Source organism: Fodinibius salsisoli (assembly GCF_026229185.1).
In the GTDB taxonomy this organism is placed as follows: Bacteria; Bacteroidota; Rhodothermia; order Balneolales; family Balneolaceae; genus Fodinibius; species Fodinibius salsisoli.
Genome location: NZ_JAGGJA010000006.1, coordinates 133,430 through 150,977 on the forward strand (window position 1 = coordinate 133,430; position 17,548 = coordinate 150,977).

At 45.6% G+C, this 17,548-nt stretch carries 17 protein-coding genes; 12 read left to right on the forward strand and 5 right to left on the reverse strand.

The features are described 5' to 3' along the window. The first annotated feature begins 340 nt into the window (after positions 1-340). The 4 genes from J6I44_RS10385 (at position 341) to J6I44_RS10400 (ending at position 2,357) form a co-directional block, all read left to right on the forward strand. Positions 341-559, forward strand: coding sequence for a hypothetical protein (locus J6I44_RS10385; protein ID WP_265766032.1), 219 nt, complete (start codon positions 341-343; stop codon positions 557-559). A gap of 294 nt (positions 560-853) precedes the next feature. Then, positions 854-1,186 (forward strand): ArsR/SmtB family transcription factor, encoded by a 333-nt coding sequence (locus tag J6I44_RS10390; protein ID WP_265766033.1) that lies wholly within the window; start codon positions 854-856, stop codon positions 1,184-1,186. Next, positions 1,176-1,682 carry an SRPBCC family protein gene (locus tag J6I44_RS10395; protein ID WP_265766034.1) on the forward strand — a complete coding sequence of 169 codons (507 nt, stop codon included), beginning with the start codon at positions 1,176-1,178 and terminating at the stop codon, positions 1,680-1,682. The genes J6I44_RS10390 and J6I44_RS10395 overlap by 11 nt, the downstream gene beginning before the upstream one ends. An 81-nt stretch (positions 1,683-1,763) precedes the next feature. Further along, positions 1,764-2,357, forward strand: a complete 594-nt coding sequence (locus tag J6I44_RS10400; protein ID WP_265766036.1) for a dihydrofolate reductase family protein — start codon at positions 1,764-1,766, stop codon at positions 2,355-2,357. 507 nt (positions 2,358-2,864) lie between these two features. Here J6I44_RS10400 and J6I44_RS10405 read toward each other — a convergent pair. Both J6I44_RS10405 and J6I44_RS10410 read right to left on the reverse strand, forming a co-directional pair. Continuing rightward, entirely contained in the window at positions 2,865-3,446 is a 582-nt protein-coding gene (locus J6I44_RS10405) for a TetR/AcrR family transcriptional regulator (RefSeq protein WP_265766037.1), read from the reverse strand. Positions 3,447-3,591: 145 nt separating this feature from the next. Next, positions 3,592-4,347: an SDR family NAD(P)-dependent oxidoreductase gene (locus J6I44_RS10410; RefSeq protein ID WP_265766038.1), complete on the reverse strand. Its 756-nt coding sequence runs from the start codon at positions 4,345-4,347 to the stop codon at positions 3,592-3,594. A 620-nt stretch (positions 4,348-4,967) separates the two neighbouring features. Between J6I44_RS10410 and J6I44_RS10415 the strand changes: the two genes are divergently transcribed. Next, positions 4,968-7,412, forward strand: coding sequence for a hypothetical protein (locus J6I44_RS10415; RefSeq protein WP_265766039.1), 2,445 nt, complete (start codon positions 4,968-4,970; stop codon positions 7,410-7,412). Positions 7,413-7,456: 44 nt separating this feature from the next. Here J6I44_RS10415 and J6I44_RS10420 read toward each other — a convergent pair whose 3' ends face one another. Next, the gene (locus tag J6I44_RS10420) at positions 7,457-7,582 is read right to left on the reverse strand and encodes a hypothetical protein (protein ID WP_265766040.1); all 126 of its coding nucleotides are present in this window, start codon (positions 7,580-7,582) and stop codon (positions 7,457-7,459) included. Positions 7,583-8,008: 426 nt separating this feature from the next. Next, positions 8,009-9,124, reverse strand: coding sequence for a winged helix-turn-helix domain-containing protein (locus J6I44_RS10425; protein WP_265766041.1), 1,116 nt, complete (start codon positions 9,122-9,124; stop codon positions 8,009-8,011). A 162-nt stretch (positions 9,125-9,286) separates the two neighbouring features. Here J6I44_RS10425 and J6I44_RS10430 point away from each other — a divergent pair, with 162 nt between their 5' ends. Further along, positions 9,287-10,387: a hypothetical protein gene (locus tag J6I44_RS10430; protein WP_265766043.1), complete on the forward strand. Its 1,101-nt coding sequence runs from the start codon at positions 9,287-9,289 to the stop codon at positions 10,385-10,387. Between the two features lie 129 nt (positions 10,388-10,516). Here J6I44_RS10430 and J6I44_RS10435 read toward each other — a convergent pair whose 3' ends face one another. Continuing rightward, complete coding sequence (locus J6I44_RS10435; protein WP_265766044.1) at positions 10,517-10,924, reverse strand: nuclear transport factor 2 family protein; 408 nt, start codon at positions 10,922-10,924, stop codon at positions 10,517-10,519. A gap of 507 nt (positions 10,925-11,431) precedes the next feature. Between J6I44_RS10435 and J6I44_RS10440 the strand changes: the two genes are divergently transcribed. From J6I44_RS10440 to J6I44_RS10465, 6 genes are read left to right on the forward strand one after another with little or no spacing between them, the layout of a single operon-like run. Then, complete coding sequence (locus J6I44_RS10440) at positions 11,432-11,875, forward strand: RrF2 family transcriptional regulator (RefSeq protein ID WP_265766045.1); 444 nt, start codon at positions 11,432-11,434, stop codon at positions 11,873-11,875. 18 nt (positions 11,876-11,893) lie between these two features. After that, entirely contained in the window at positions 11,894-14,341 is a 2,448-nt protein-coding gene (locus J6I44_RS10445; RefSeq protein WP_265766046.1) for a heavy metal translocating P-type ATPase, read from the forward strand. Continuing rightward, entirely contained in the window at positions 14,332-14,523 is a 192-nt protein-coding gene (ccoS, locus tag J6I44_RS10450) for a cbb3-type cytochrome oxidase assembly protein CcoS (RefSeq protein ID WP_265766047.1), read from the forward strand. The genes J6I44_RS10445 and ccoS overlap by 10 nt, the downstream gene beginning before the upstream one ends. Beyond that, positions 14,523-16,721: a cytochrome-c oxidase, cbb3-type subunit I gene (ccoN, locus tag J6I44_RS10455; protein WP_265766048.1), complete on the forward strand. Its 2,199-nt coding sequence runs from the start codon at positions 14,523-14,525 to the stop codon at positions 16,719-16,721. Before ccoS ends, ccoN begins: the two co-directional genes overlap by 1 nt. Positions 16,722-16,725: 4 nt before the next feature. Then, positions 16,726-16,923 carry a cbb3-type cytochrome oxidase subunit 3 gene (locus tag J6I44_RS10460; RefSeq protein WP_265766049.1) on the forward strand — a complete coding sequence of 66 codons (198 nt, stop codon included), beginning with the start codon at positions 16,726-16,728 and terminating at the stop codon, positions 16,921-16,923. Next, a complete protein-coding gene (locus tag J6I44_RS10465; RefSeq protein ID WP_265766050.1) occupies positions 16,920-17,537 on the forward strand; it encodes a cbb3-type cytochrome c oxidase N-terminal domain-containing protein in 618 nt (205 codons plus the stop codon). Before J6I44_RS10460 ends, J6I44_RS10465 begins: the two co-directional genes overlap by 4 nt. Positions 17,538-17,548 lie beyond the last annotated feature (11 nt).

Genomic DNA, 17,548 nt, shown 5'->3' on the forward strand with positions numbered 1-17,548 from the left:
CAACAACGGCTCATAAGCTATGGCTTGTGACTTTCCCACTCGTCCAGGCACAGCCGAAACGGCGGATTTTCGAATCCAACGAAAGCGTCCTATAACCCGCCTTTAGATTACCCCTACCAAAAAAATGACTTATTTTGGTGGTATAACCGCTACTGGATCTACCGGGGTGACCTAGATAACCCGCTGGCTTTCGAGCTAGCCTGCGTATGAGTCCCCGGCAGGGTTTCCGGCCAGAACCCGCTCGTTAGAATGTAAGTCTCAAGGACTCACAGGAGGTAATAGTGGCTAGTCCTACCCAGTAAACGTCAATCATTCACTTGTAAATATAGGAGGAAATCGCATGGAAGCCAGCTATTATATAGGTATTAACATCTCAAAACAGCGGTTGGACTGGCAGGTAAACGACAACCAAAATTACTCACATAAAAACGGCCAAGCTGTAAACATTCCAAAAGGAATCAACAAAATGATTAAGATCATCTGTGCCATCTGGAATAGTGGGGAGTTGTATGATCCAAACCATACTTCCCGGTTTGACCGGGAAAAAAATGCGGCTTAATACTTGAAAAAATCATAACATTCAAGGGGACCCCAAGCGTGCCTCCCACCTACGCCAAGGCTTCGGCGGGCATGCGCCAATCCCAGCTTTTTAGCTCCTCGTTCATTATTTAACAGATCAACGCGCGCCTTAAGCGCTAGGCCGTTATAGGACTTCTTTTTACAGCATATCCTTATAGTTCTTGTCTCAACCTCCCCTCCATTGTTAAACCCGTATACAGAAAAAGCCAACCGACTTGCGTAAGTATTTGCTTACACTTATATTTATGTAATCAAATACTTACATAAAATTTGTATGGAAAAGCGAAGAGATGTCTTTCAGGCTATAGCCGACCCGACCAGGCGGGAAATACTGTGCCTGATTGCCAAAGAGCCGTTAAACCTGAATTCAATTGCGGAAAATTTTGATATGAGCCGCCCTGCTATATCACAGCACATTAAAGTACTGGATGAAAGCGGTCTGGTCGCCATGCGTAAAAAGGGAAGGCAACGGTTTTGCCATATTCGTCCTCAAAAAATGAAGGAAGTAGACCGATGGCTTGAGCAATTCAGACAGCTTTGGGAAGACCGTTTCAGTCAGCTTGACCAGGTACTCAATAATTTAAAAAACCAAGACAATGAAGAATAAATTAATGACAGATTTCTCTGTAGATAAGAAGAATAAAACCGTGAAAGTAAAAAGAGAATTTATGTCCCCGAAAAAGCATGTGTGGGCGGCCTGGACTGAGCCTGAGCTTCTCGACCAATGGTGGGCCCCCAAACCATGGAAGTCAAGAACAAAAACAATGGACTTTAAAGAAGGTGGAAGAAGACTTTATGCCATGGTGGGACCTGAAGGCGAAGAGCATTGGTCATTGGCTGACTTCAAGTCTATTACTCCCAAAACAAATTTCAAATATCACAGCAGTTTCTGTGACAGCCAAGGGAACTTAAACACCGATATGCCACAATCAGATTGGAGCGTAGATTTTACCGAATCAAATGGTTCTACTACGGTGTATGTCGAAATTAAGCCCGAAAAACTTTCTGATTTGGAAAAAATGATTGAAATGGGCTTCAAGGAAGGATTCACTGCTATACTGGAAGAGTTAGCCGAAATACTTCCAACTATAAGCAATCAATAAAGAAAAATTCGATCAGAGACATAAAGCGTCAAGTATTAGACCAATAGAAAAATCAATTACAAAATTAAATGGTGAAAGGTTATGAGAAAAATAATCGTCTTATCAATGATTACAATAGATGGAGTAATGCAAGCACCTGGAGGACCAAAGGAAGATACATCAGAAGGATTTAAATATGGTGGTTGGACTGCACCATATGGTGACGAAGTTTTTGGCAAGGTGGTGGAAAAAGAGATGAAACCTGCAGAATATCTTTTGGGCAGAAAAACATTTGAAATATGGGAAAACTACTGGCCAGAACACGCAGACATGTGGCCGGGTATCAATGATGGCACAAAATACGTAATGTCGGAGAGCAGGAAACAGTCGGATTGGAAAAACTCTGTATTTCTCAATAATGTGGCAGATATCAAAAAACTCAAAAATTCAAAAGGTTCTGACATTCAAGTTTGGGGCAGCAGTGAGCTCATCCAAACACTATTCGAAAACGATTTAGTTGACGAACTCCGACTAAAGATTTTCCCGATAACTCTTGGAACAGGAAAAAAGTTGTTTAATAATGGCACAATACCGGCAGCATTTACATTAACAGAAAGTATAGTTACTTCAACCGGAGTGATTATTGCCTATTACAAGCGAGCCGGAAAAGTTAAAACAGGTTCTGTTGGAGATTAATACAGCTAACTTAAAAGTTCAATCTATAACCAGCGCTACCCTTAGCTAAGAATCAAGTAAAAGTTTTAAAAAGGGTGACTAAGATGCACCTCGCCGTCGGCTGCCGGTTTCAACTTTGTCAGTTTCCAAAGTACATTTCAAAACAAATTCAGCATCATTTTACACGCCCCCTTATGTACAGCCTATGTAGCCGTGCTACTTCGGCGTAGTAGTCCGCAATGTCGTTATACCGTCATAAATTCTTACTTTTATCTCGAACTGGCGTTAATTAATGAAAGAAACCACATTCCGCACCATTTCCCCAAGCTCTTAAAGCCATTGAAAGTGATACAGAAAATAGCGATTTCAATATGCCTTCTGAGCGAAAGATGGCTTCCCTGCTGGGGACCTTGGTTGAGTCAAAGTCATTTGCTGATCTGCCCTCTGGTCAGTTTCTGAGAACTGAGTTTTGATTTGTGTACATCCCAACCTCATAATTAGCTCATTCAGTCGCAAGCAGTAATAAAATCAATCCAATATTGACAATAGATTATCCACCGTCCGTAGCGTTTCCTGCTCGTTGAAACTTACTTTACTTACAATTTTGAGCCCACTGTAAAAAGTGTAAAAGAGCCTGGCTATGGACTCCAACTCTTTATCGGCAGGTATTTGACCGTTTTCCACCCCCTCTTTCAAATAATCACGAAAAGTTCCTACAAACTTCTGTTGGTTTTCTTGTAGATCTTTAAGAAAAGAATGATCGTTCGGAACCAATTCGGCAGTTGTATTAACAACAAAACACCCCTTTGCCTCCTTATCGTTTTTTGATTCCTCAATTGCCTTTTCAAACAGAGCCCGAAAACCATCCTTAACACCCTTGTGTGATTCAAGAAGTTGAGAAACAGCTTTTAAGTTTTTATCTCTATAAAGCTGAAAGGCCTTTTCAAACAGCTGCTTTTTTCCACCAAAGGTATCGTACAAACTAGATCGGCTAATCCCCAACTCATCCACCAGATCCTGCGCAGAAGTATCATAATAGCCCTTTTTCCAAAAGAGATTCATGGCCTTAATGAGCACTTCCTTTTCGTCAAATAATTTAGCTCTTGGCATAGATACAAATACAAAGTTTGCTTAATAAACAATCTATATGGATTATAAATCTATCTAATCCCATTAATTAATAAAGGGCAAGAAAACTCTTGCCCTTACAAACTACAGTATTTGGAATAGTCATTCCAATTTTTGATAAAAAAATTTAACCGATTAGAGGATTTATATTAACACCTCCATCTATATTGTATTCTCCACCAGTAATAAACGAGGCTTTGTCAGAAGCCAAAAAACTTACCAGCTCAGCAATATCTTCTGGCTCACCAAAACGGTTTAACGGAATACGATTTAGCATAGCCTCAGCAAAGCCATCTATCTGTTCTTCGCTCATACCGGTTTTGCCAAATATTGGTGTGGATACCGGACCCGGATTTACCGAATTGATACGAATATTTCTGGGTGCTAATTCTGTAGCAGCTATGCGAGTATAGGAATTTAGCGCTGCTTTAGATGCTGCATATACAGCGGTATTAGACATTCCCGCGTAAGCATTTACAGATGCCAGATTGATAATACTGGCTCCATCGTTTAATATTGGCAAGAATTTTTCTATGGTAAAAACAGCCCCTTTAAAATTAATACCCATTTGATGGTCAAACATCTCTTCAGTTATTTGACCTACTGGCGCGGGTTGAAAAATTCCGGCATTCACAAACAAAATATCGACATTGCCAAACTCATTTTTAACCTGATCTACTGCCCTTTCAACAGCTTTCAGATCCGTTACATCAGCAACAATACCTGTGACACCAAGTTCATCAGCAGCCTTCTGTACTTTTGCCGTGTTTCTGCCGGTAATGATAACGGTTGCTCCTTGTTTCTTTAATTTTTTGGCGGATGCATATCCAATTCCGCTGTTACCACCGGTAACCACGGAAACTTTATTTTCTAACTGATTCATATTTAAGTGATCTTGAAGTTAATTATTATGGAATGATCGTTCCTATACCGAATATAGCCATAACGGAACGTTTATTCCAAATAAAAATATCAAGTCAATCAGCAGTATTTTTGATGAGGATTTGAATAAATTGAGAATACTTTTCTCTATAACAAATGATTTGAATTATCCTGCAATAAAAACAAGAATTTAGGCATGTAACAACGCATTAAGGGACAGTCCGTGCCTATTGTGATTTTTAGCTTATGCGTTCGTTATTAAACTAATCGACATTTACTCGTGCACACCTTATGTACAGCCTACGGAGCCATGCTGCTTCGGCGTGGTAGTCCGCAATGTCGTTATTCACTTCAATTTACAATCATAAATGAAATCTGTAATGGTTTGCATATACAGCTCATTATGCTAACATTACTATTAAGTTAATCTCATTGTTTAAGAATATTGCATGTGATGCAAACTCGCTCTGCGACCTGGGTAAGTCGATTTGGTGCGTGTATCACAAATCGGCAACCCTCAGGTAGAATTCCCATTTTCCACTATATAGCCTTAGCACCTTAATTTAAGGAGTAGCGAGTTTGCCCTAATATTAGCGGTAGAATTAAAGGTTACTCTTTGATATGGCTCACTTACGAAAAGTTACCACGGGCGGCTTCGAAGCAACAAGCGATTGGACGGCGGTTGAATTCCCGGAGATAGACTCATCGGGTCAACCCGTCGTCGTGGGATCCATCACTACTTTTCACGGTGGAGACACGGCTGGGCTCCGGATGCGCAACGTCACCGCCGGCAGACTCGAGACGTTTATTGAGGAGGAGACCTCAGGCGATGCCGAGACGTCGCACACGACCGAGGCTGTCCGCTTCATTGGAGCACCGAGTGGACCGATCGTGGGCGCAGCCGGTGACGTTATAGGGGAAGCCGGCGTCGTCGATCTAGACCAGTCGGACGCTGACCACTGGCACACCATTACGCTCAACCACAGTTTCCACAACCCGGTCGTGCTCACTCAGATCATGACATACAACGGCGCCGACGCCTGTCATGGGCGGGTCAGGAACGTGCGAGCGCACCGCTTCGACTACAAGATCGAGGAGTGGGACGTCCACGACGGATCCCACATCGAGGAGACGATCGGATACATAGTTGTAGAATCTGGTGTCCACACTCTCGAAGACGAGGACCCCGTCTCCAATGGGCTGCCGCTCGAGGTGCAGACCGTGTCGGTGGATGACGAGTGGACGCGGGTGTCCTTTGCCTCAGAATTTGGGAACAATCCCATCGTCGTAAGTCGCTCGCAGACCCACAACGGGCCACAAGAGATTGTGACGCGTCATCGGCGCGTCAACGACGCTGGCCTGGAGATTCGGCTCCAAGAAGAGGAGGCCCGGGACGGCAACCATGTCAATGAGGCGATCGGCGTCGTGACGACGCCACGTCGCGATATCGAAATCGGTTTCGGCCGCTTGTCAAACGTCAATCACAACTGGACGGGGTTCAAGTATGAAAGCCGGATCTCTTCAAGGCCTATTGTTTTGACGAATATCGACACGTTTAACGGTCCGGACACAGCCGCGCCACAGCTGCGAAATGTTAAGCCAACAAATGCCCAGGTTCGCATCGAAGAGGAAGTCTCCATGGATAGTGAGCGACGCCACAACGAAGAAACGCTGAGTGTTGTCACCCTCCGGGACGGTCCGATTGAGGACAAAAACGGTAACCAGATCGGGTTTGCGGGAACCCTGTCGTTCGATCAACCGAACCGATCCTACTGGCACACTCTCCGGTACGGCGGCCAGCGGCTCAATGATTCGATCGTCTTCGCGGACGTGCAGACGTTTAATGGCGAGGACCCTTCGCACGTACGTCTTCGGAACGTCGGGCCCGAGTCCTTCGAACTGCAAATTGAGGAATGGGATTATCTCGACGGCCAACATTTTGAGGAGACAATCGGCTACTTAGTCTTGGAGTCGGGGACCCACGATCTTGCCGACGGCTCGACTCTACACGTCGGGAAGATCCAGGCCACCCACCAGTGGTTCAACGTGAATTTCATCCCGAACTTCCGCAACCAACAACCCTCGCTCCTTACACAATGTCAAACCAGAAACGGCTCCGACCCAGTTGTGACCCGAACGTTGAACCTCGATCCTCACGGGTTCAATCTCCGGCTGCAGGAAGAGCAGGATCAAGACGGCGACCACTTCATAGAGTACGTCGGGTTTCTCGGCATTGCCCAGCCCGGCCGAAGTATACCGGGCTATGAGACCGAGCGAGTCCTCGACGAGTCTGTCAATGGCTTCAGCGTTGGGGACTGTGCCTTTGCGTTCTCGAATGACTTCCCCGCTGGACAGTACACGCTGCCGAGACCGATCAGTCTGGGTCCATTTGGGGAAATCAATGAAATCGGCGACACCACGAACGGGATGTGCGGCGGGATGGTGCTGGCCGTTAGAGACTACTTCGAGCAAGGCCTCTCTCCCTGGTCGGACGATCTGGTCTCGCGAACGCCCCCGAATTCCCCGGTTGACAACGATCCGCCAGCGGAGGACACACCACTGTTCGACTTCCTCTCCGAACGGTTGTTCGATAGCTTCATGCCCGGCGACGGAAACCCTCTCGGGGCGGGCATCTATCAGACACTGATGAACACGGCGAACACGGAGGTCACAGGCTTCTGGTCGGTGACCCAACCGAAGAAGAGCAGGACCAAAGTGATGCGAGACGAGTGGGAGAACGAAATCAAGCCCGCTCTCGATAACAATACGCTCTGTCCCATCGGGTTGATCCACGTCGATACCCACGGGCAACCCTTTAGAAGCGGCCTCAACCAAATCGGGGAGAATCACCAAGTGCTGGCGTATGGCTACACGAAGTCCGGGAACACGATCGAGATATACGTCTATGATCCCAACGCGCCGAACGATGACCAGCGTCGGATCCAGTTCACAAAAAAGAATGATTTGAGCGAATGGTTCGAGCCGACCTACATCGGCTCTTCAAACCCGATGTACGCCTTTTTTGCTGTTCCGTATTCCTTTAAATCGCCACCAACTACGTTCTAACTGCTGGGTTATCCTTTCAGCCCCGGAAAGTACCAGTTGCTCGTTCATTCGACAATGGCTTGAATCAGCTCATTAAAATGGATGAAACATTCTTCCAACCGAGCCTGTGAGGTCTGCAGTCGTTCTTCCAGAACTACCTCTCCATTACTGTTTATTGCTACAGTTGCCATATTATCAGGGTAGGGTGAATATTTATTCCTGAGTAAATCATCGCCCCCTCCAAGTGGTTAGTTACAGGTTGATCAATGCTAATTTACCTGGATGGGTTCTTATAATAAAGATCAGGCGTTTCAAGCGGACTCATACGCAATGAGGGTCTTTAATTTTAAAATTCAGACTCGCCGCTCAAGCGCCGGGTAGTTAGCCCTGTCAATCTTACCATGCTCTATACTTTTTTGTTTTTATCTCGTGTTCTTATGTTAATATTATCGTAAGAATATAAGGCAACAAGATTATGATTAAACAACTGCAAAAAATTAGCAACAGCTGCGGTGTTATTATCCAAAAAGCCCTGCTTAAGCTTTTGATAGAGCATACCATAGAAAAATAATGCGGCCAACCGGCATATTTAAAGAAATGAACCTCCCTCCTATGTTTTAATCTTTGAAGGACAGCTGTTTTTTCAGGTAGACGATAGCTCCCACCACACAGGCGCCAAATAGAAATCCTTCCACACCTGCCAGCACCGTCTGTGTTATAAGCCCAAAATTTATTTCACCAAAGAAGCGGCCAAAAGCATCTAAGCGCAAGTGTGAGCCGGTAAAGGAGCGCGTTAGAAGATCCAGGCTGCCGCTCATAAGGTGTCCCCCGCTGATGGTAATCAGTACACCTGCTATTCCACTGGCCGTGGCGGCCGCTACAACCGGGCGGATTCTATGTGTGGCATTAAGACCGCCACCAAACATTGCACCCAGGGCCACGGCTGCCCCTAATACGGCTCCTTCTAAGCCTCCGGTAATGCCTTCCGGAGCCGTACCGAAAAGCAGCGTAAGGGCGTCAACGACCAACAGTTTTGCCAGGCTGCCTATCACTAATCCTCCGAAGGCAGCGCCAATAACAGTCCATATCTTATTTCCACCGGTCGAAATAATGGCCGCGGCCATCCCAGAGCTTACTCCCAGTCCGCCCATCCCTCCTATGATTACATTAAGGCTTGTGAGTACCAGAAGCATTGAAGTAGCCCCCATAGTCGTATCGCTGGGCGCATAGGCCAGGCCAAATCCATAGAACAAGCCTCCTAACAAACCAGCCGTAATGCCCCCGATGGCTCCCATCCCACCAATATGTAACCCTTGCTTCAGCTGATAGCTTTGAGTGGATGGGGATGAAGTTGCTACTCGGGGCCTTTCAGTGGCAGATTTATTCCGACCAGGCTCGGCTGAGGGGTTGGCCTCTACTCGCCCAATGAAACGATAGCCATAGCCAGGTACCGTCTGTATATAACGAGGATTGGAAGCATTATCCCCCAACTGCTTACGGATGTCTTTGATGCACTGGGTGAGAGCCGAATCACTTACAACAACATCTCCCCATACTTCCGAAAAAAATTGATCCTTCTCCACGAGCTGTCCGTGCTGGTGGACCAGCAACACAAGCGCATCGAAGTACCTGCCGTTCAGATCCAGCTGCTGACTCTCATACCAAAGCTGCCTGTTCTCAACGTCAAGGTCAAAATCATCAAAATGGTAATGAGAATGTGGTTCAAAAGACATAATTATAATTGCTCACAAAGATATCATAACGTGCTCACGTGGCTCAGCCGGTGTATCTCTATAATAGCTGAAGATAGTTTCTAATTGCAGGTTTTTATAATACAGACTTGCAACATAACAATCCATTAATCTAAAACCCTAACCATTAATAGAGACACAACTATGGATATATATCACGGGAAACCAAAAGAGCAAAAGGAAACCATCGTAGCTTTCGCCCTTGCACTGGCTGCAGCTATACTCATAAAAACTCCCGCTTTCTTTGGCATTCAACTAGACCAAGACGAAAGCTTCTATATCCGCAATATGAGTCTTTTCGTACTGCCTCTACTGACCGGCTATTTTGTCTGGAAGCGCCAACTTGAAGCCCGTACCCTCCCCGTGCTCGCCCTTGCCTTCATCGCGGCGGCAATATTCGCCAATATTTACCCCTTTGATCCGGGCGGTGATACCGAAGCACTCTTCGCACTACATCTGCCTATTGCACTTTGGCTGATCGTGGGCGTAGCTTACTCGGGGGGACGATGGGACCAGGTTAATGCACGCATGGACTACATCCGATTCTCTGGTGAACTGTTCATCTATTACGTGCTGATAGCCCTCGGTGGCGGAGTGTTAACCGGATTTATGGCCTTAATTTTCGGGACTATCGGTATTGACATAGAACCGTTCTTTGAATCCTGGATCTTGCCCTGTGGGGCCACAGGGGCCGTCATCGTTGCCTCATGGCTGGTGGAAACAAGAAAAAGTTTAACCGAGAATATAGCCCCCGTACTGGCGCGCCTCTTCACCCCTCTTTTCACTATCATACTGATCACCTTTCTGGGAACCTTGTTATGGACCGGGCGTGGCGTGGACATCGAACGCGACGTACTCATCGCTTTTGACATGCTCCTATTGATCGTGCTGGGACTCCTGCTCTACTGCATCTCTGCCCGGGATACAGGATCCTCTCCCGGCCTGTTTGATGCAGTGCTGGTGGTGCTGGTGGTCAGTTCGCTGTTAGCTGACGCCGTCGCGCTATGGGCCATCACTGAACGAATTACTGAATTAGGTTTTACCCCAAATCGAGTAGCGGCCCTGGGCATGAATATCATCCTTTTGATTAACCTGCTCTGGTCCACGGTACTTTATCTCAGATTCCTTAGCAGAGGCGGGTCGTTCCAGGCTCTTCTCCGATGGCAGACCGCCTACCTACTGGTGTATGCCGTCTGGGCAGCAATCGTTGTGATCGTCTTTCCACCACTGTTCAAATTCGGTTAACCATGCGACTTTGGCCAGCCAATTCCTTGGCGACCTCGACTCGGGCTATGGGTTCAGTAATTACCACTAACTCCAATATTTATATCCTTAGGTAAAATAAGTGGATATACTCTTTCCAAGGTTTTGGATCTACATTGCTTTGGCTTTGACAGGATTAACGATTGTCGCCGTATCCACAGCCTGGAAAAAACGACTAAGCTTTTCACTTTTTACCGTCCAGACATGCACTGCATTGGCTTTGAATTTTTTGCCCGTCGCTTTCCATGTTCCTGTGTAATAGCCGGTCATAATTACACGGTCATCGCATTCCATAAGCTCCTCAATTTCTATATTGAAGTTTTCATAATACTCAGGAATCAAGTTTAAAACCTCTTTAGCTACGGCTTCTGGTCCTTTGAACACGCCGTTGCCCTCGATGAAAGGAAATCCTTGGCATTCATGCCATTCAATATTGGGATCGAACATGTCTAAAACACCCTCAATGTCACCATCAGCGAATTTTTTATATCCGGTTTTAGCTAAATCTATATTTTTCATAATCCACCTCCTGTATTTGTTTGGGTATACCACAAAATAAGCACTTTTGACATGAAAAAGACTTACTTGTTCATTCCATATCAAATAATTGTAAATACTTCTAACTCTTTGAATAGAGATAATTAAAGACTCATGCTTTTTTTATTATAAGAAGGCTTCGTAGGTCTCAGTGTAGTGAAACAGCGCATCTGTCAGGCACTCCCTGCCTATTGAGATATCCAACAACCTTTCTCATAATACAAATACCAAGACGACGGAAGACAGGTTGGCACATACATTAGCCATAGGAGTACCTACGGTAGAATCGACTACGTAACTGACATAGGTGGTTAGGCAGAAGTCCTATTTTTTAAGTGATCCGAACAGAGAGAACCCAACCTCCTACTCAAGGCCACACTTTTGCTCTGCACTTCCGCCCAATCTATATTGTGTCTAAGCAATACGATCAGTAAAATCTAATATTCATATTAGAATATAGTAATTGTATTATTTAGCAACATTTAACGAATGAAACTATTATCACAAGGGTCGCAATACGCGATCTCCGCCGTTATAGCTTTAGCAAAACAGCCGGAAGGGACAACTGTTTCGGCAGCAGATTTGGCCAGACCATTGAACTGTCCAGCAGCTTATTTATCTCAGATTTTATCAAAATTAAAACCCTCAGGTATATTGAAGTCGCGAAGAGGCTTAAACGGGGGAGTATATCTTGCAAGAAAACCCCACGAAATTTCGATGATGGATGTAATTGAAGCCATTGACGGCACTGATTTTTTTGAAAGATGCTTTCTGGGCATCGAGGGATGTGGAAAAATTGAGCCCTGCCCTTTCCATACCTTCTGGTCAAAAGAACGGAAAAAAATACAGCAGTGGCTCAGTGATACGACTTTTGATAATATAGAAAAAGCAGTTTCCGATGCTTGGTTTGACTTAAGACTTCAATTTGCCTGACCCATAATAAATATATCAATGAACTCAGAGGTTGTTACAGCAAATAGTGTCGTTTGCTACCATTGTGGTAATGATTGCAATGGAGAGGTAGTACATTTGCATGACAAGCCATTTTGCTGCAGCGGATGTAAAATGGTCTTTCAGATTCTTGATGACAATGAACTAAACACTTATTACAGTCTTGAGGATCAGCCGGGCATCTCTTTTAAAACTTCAGGCTCTGCATCAAAATTTGATTATCTCAATGATCCTCAGGTTAGAGATCGCCTCGTTGATTTCAAAAACGATACTTTCGTCTCGGTCAGTTTTTATATTCCTAATATTCACTGCACCTCCTGCATCTGGCTGCTCGAAAATTTATTTAAGCTTGACTCAGGTATCATCAAGAGCAGCGTTAACTTTTTAAAACGAGAGCTGAGCATTTCCTATGAGGAGGATAAAACCAGTCTCCGATCAATTGTAAAGCTGTTGGCATCCATAGGCTATGAGCCTGAATTACGGCTGGAAAAGCTGGATGCCCAAGCCCCTTCTCACACGAACCGTAAACTGTGGTTAAAACTGGGCGTTGCGGGCTTTGCATTCGGAAACATCATGCTATTCAGTTTTCCGGAATACCTGTCGGGCTCCTCACTCAATACCCAGGGCTCATTCTATCTGTTTTTTGGCATCCTCAATATCATTCTTGCTATTCCGGTATTGCTGTACAGCAGCAGTGATTATCTAAAATCCGCCTGGGCCGCTGTCAGGCAGGGCAATATTAACCTGGATGTGCCAATATCCATCGGTATTCTATCGCTATTCACCCGCAGCGTCTATGAAATAACGGCCGGCATCGGGGCTGGCTATATGGACTCCTTGACGGGCTTGGTATTCTTTCTATTGATTGGACGCCTCGTTCAACAAAAAACCTACGAGCGACTTTCCTTTGACCGCGACTATAAATCCTACCTGCCCATATCGGTAACAAGCCTTGATGAGAATGATGAAGAACATTCCAAGTCTATTGACCAGTTGAAAGAAGGCACCCGAATAGTAATCAGAAATAACGAGCTGGTCCCTGCCGATTCAGTACTTCTCTCCGAACATACCTTTGTTGACTACAGCTTTATTACCGGGGAGTCGGAACCGGTGGAAGTCCAGGAAGGCGAAACGGTTTATGCCGGTGGCAAATTAGTGGGGGCTGCGACTGAGATGCGTACGGTTAAAGAAGTTTCAAACAGCTACCTAACGAAGCTTTGGAATGATTCCGCATTTGATGAATCTTCCGAAAAGCTAACAGTAAGTTCGCTTGCCGATCGCATTAGTCCGCATTTTACGCTGGGCGTATTAGCTATTGCCATCAATGCCGGCATCTTGTGGTGGACGGTAAGTACCGAGATGGCGCTCACCGTATTTACCGCTGTGCTAATCATTGCCTGTCCCTGTGCATTGGCCCTTTCCACGCCTTTTACCCTGGGCTCCGCCCTTAATATCTTTGCCCGAAATGGTTTTTTCATTAAAGGCATCGATGTTATCGAGCGCCTCGCCAATACGACCGCCATCGTCTTCGACAAAACCGGCACACTAACCAAAGCGGACCATGCCGATGTATCTTTTCAGGGAGAAGCGCTTTCCGATTATGAACGTGGATTAATACAGTCGGTTTGTAAGCAATCGGTGCATCCGCTCAGCCGAAAAATCGCCGATCACGTAAACTCTTCATCTCCCAGAAAGGTCGAAAATTATGAAGAAAAGGTTAATAAAGGAATTTCTGCAACAGTGGACGGGAAGCAGCTCCTGATTGGGTCAACCGACTTCATCAGTGCCTATTGTGAAAATGAACCCATGCAGCGAAGCACCTCCAAGGGTGATTTTTCGGTGGTGCATATTGCTATCGACGGCCATTGGAAAGGATGGTTTGAAGTTGCTAACCACTATCGGACGGGGATAAAGAAATTACTGGATAGTTTTAGAAATCGCTTCTCTACCTTCCTTTTGTCTGGAGATAATGATGCTCAAAAAAATCAGTTCACAGACTATTTCAATGAACCATCGCTTCGGTTTAATCAGACTCCGCAACAAAAGCTTAACTTCATTAAAGAACTGCAAGAGAACAATCAGAGGGTAGTGATGATTGGCGACGGCCTCAACGATGCCGGAGCCTTGAAACAAAGCGACTTTGGAATTGCCCTAACGGATAATGTAAGTTCTTTTACCCCGGCCTGTGATGCAATAATAGACGGATCTAAGTTGCAGCGGATGGACACTTTTATCAATTTTTCACAGGTTAGTATTACTATTATCAAACTGAGTTTTGGACTGTCACTCATTTATAACATTGTGGGATTGGGATTTGCCGTGTCCGGTCAGCTTTCGCCGTTGGTAGCAGCCATACTGATGCCATTGAGCTCGATCAGCATCATGATCTTTACAACATGCTCCACCCATTATGCCGCAAAAAAAATGGGACTACAGATATGGAAGTAATTTTTATTCTCATTGGATGCAGTCTGCTGGTAGCGCTTCTTTTCCTGGGCCTTTTTTTCTGGTCTGTACGGAACGGTCAATATGATGATCCGCATACGCCAGCCATCCGCATTCTATTTGATAACAAAAAATCTGATACAGAAAACAACACAACAAACCCTCCAAAAAATACAAACGATTAATGGCTGTAGATACTTTTCACTACGACAATAAGATCGTCAAAAAATTCGGGATTGCGACGATATTCTGGGGTATAATCGGTTTCCTCGTTGGATTAACCGTAGCACTAAAGCTAGTATTCCCGGACTTTCTTGGCTTCATTCCTGAACTTTCCTACGGACGATTGCGACCATTGCATACGAACGCGGTTATCTTTGCCTTTGCAGGAAATGCTATATTTTACGGCGTTTACTATTCCCTTCCCCGTTTGTGTAAAACCCCAATGTGGAGCAATAAGCTCAGCAAACTCAACTTTTGGGGATGGCAGGCAATTATTTTATCGGCTGTTATCACACTCCCACTGGGGTTCAACACCAGCAAGGAATATGCAGAGCTGGAATGGCCTATCGATATAGCGATTACGGTTATCTGGGTGGTTTTTGGTCTTAATATGCTCATGACCATCTGGAAACGCCGTGAGAAACATCTCTATGTTGCTATCTGGTTTTATATAGCGACTTTTGTTACGGTAGCAGTGCTACACCTTGTCAATTCGGTGGAGATACCTGCAACGTTCTTAAAAAGTTATCCCGTTTATGCGGGGGTACAGGATGCACTGGTGCAATGGTGGTACGGGCACAACGCCGTAGCCTTCTTTTTAACCACCCCCTTCCTGGGAATCATGTATTACTTTATACCGAAGGCCGCTAATCGCCCGATTTTCTCGTACCGATTGTCTATTGTTCACTTCTGGTCATTAATCTTCATATACATCTGGGCCGGCCCGCACCACCTGTTGTACACCGCCCTTCCGGGTTGGGCACAGGCACTTGGTACCGTATTTAGTATCATGTTAATCGCTCCTTCCTGGGGTGGGATGCTCAACGGCTTGCTTACCCTGCGCGGAGCCTGGGATAAAGTACGTGAAGACCCTGTACTAAAATTTCTCGTAGTGGGAATTACCGCATATGGTATGGCGACGTTTGAAGGACCGATGCTCTCCATCGGCAACGTAAACGCCATAGCCCACTACAGTGATTATATTATCGGCCACGTGCATCTCGGAGCTTTGCTTTGGAATGGCGGGCTTACCTTTGCTATGCTGTATTACATAACGCCACGGATTTACAAAACAGAACTCTATTCTGTAAAGCTGGCAAATGTTCACTTCTGGTTTGCCACGATGGGTGCGGTCTTTTATGTAATTCCCATGTACTGGGGCGGTATCACCCAAAGTCTGATGTGGAAGGAATTCACGACTGAGGGACTGCTGCAGTATCCTAACTTTCTTACCACCGTCGAGCAAATCATCCCGATGTATTCTCTACGCGCCTTAGGAGGAGCTCTATTCATTATAGGAGCCTGTTTTTCTGTGTATAACCTGTTTAAAACGGCTCAAAGCGGATCGCTTGTAGAGATGGAAGAAGACCAGGCACAGCCGATACTGGATCATTCGGCAAATGAAGACGAAAAATGGCACCGCAAGCTGGAAAGCAGACCGATACAACTAACAGGACTCGTTCTTGTTGTTATTCTCATTGGTGGTATCATTGAATATGTGCCCACTGCCGTCGTTGATTCCAATGTACCTACCATCTCCAGCGTGAAACCCTATACCCCACTGGAAGTAGAAGGACGCGACATCTATATCGCTGAAGGCTGTAATAACTGTCACTCACAGATGATTAGGCCATTCCGATCAGAAACGGAGCGATATGGCGAATACTCGAAGGCCGGGGAATATGTCTACGACCATCCCCACCTTTGGGGTTCAAAGCGTACGGGTCCTGATCTACACCGCATAGGAGGTAAATATCCGGATTCCTGGCACCTGCGCCATATGCACGATCCGAACTCTACATCTCCGGGCTCCATCATGCCGGCCTACCCATGGTTGCTGGAACAGGATATGGATATGGGAACCATAGATGAACGTATTTCAGCACTGCGTACGGTAGGTATACCGTATGCCCCGGGGTATGAGAATGAAGCACTGGCAGACCTGAAGGCACAGGCCGAAAATATCACCAATCAACTGCATGAAAACGGATTCCAGGAGGTCGATGGCATCGAAATTACATCCGACAAAAAAATAATCGCCATTATTGCCTATTTGCAGCGGTTAGGCATCGATATTAAAGGTGAAAATGATCCCTTCGAGGGCCTTCCCTCCAGCAAGGTATTAAGCAACAAAGTCAAGAATAACCCATCAGAACAGTAAAACTATGTATAAAGAGGTGCTTCGATCTATTGAAGGAATAGGAGTTTATCCCAGTATCGCACTGGTCATGTTTCTAACCTTCTTTATTGGACTCATAATCTATCTGAACAGGCATGGGCGGGAATATTTTCAGGATATCGCCCGCCTGCCACTTGAAGATGAAAAGGATGTAAATAACAACCACAAGGGTGCACACTCATGAAATTATTTGACGACGAGAAAGACAAGCTAATGGACCACGAGTACGATGGTATTCGTGAACTGGACAACCACATGCCGACCTGGTGGCTTTGGCTATTCTATTTTTCCATCGCCTTTGCCGTAGGATACATGCTCTACTACCAGGTTTTGGGTTGGGGGCCCACTCAACACGAGGAGTATGAAATGGCCGTGACCGCGGCAGAAGCAAAGTTTGGATCTCCTGAAGAAGCAGATCCGGTTGAAGATTACACCTGGACTATTTCTGAGGATGAAGCGGATATTGCCGCTGGAAAAGAATTATTCATGAGCTCAAGTCAAATATGTTTCACCTGTCACGGCAATAACGGACAGGGTATGGTAGGCCCGAACCTAACGGACAATTTATGGATTCACGGCTGCCAGCCCGAGGATATTGCCTCGAGTATCATTAATGGGTTCCAGGAACAGGGAATGCTGGCTTATGGGAGCGGCGCCAAAATAAGTAATGAAGAGGTTCAGCAGCTGGTCAGCTATATTGCTTCTATACAGGGAACAGAACCCGATGGTGCAAAAGAACCGGATATGAGTCGAGCACAGCCTTGCGGTGAAGGCCCCCTGGCACAGTCCGACTTGTAACAATAACCCTC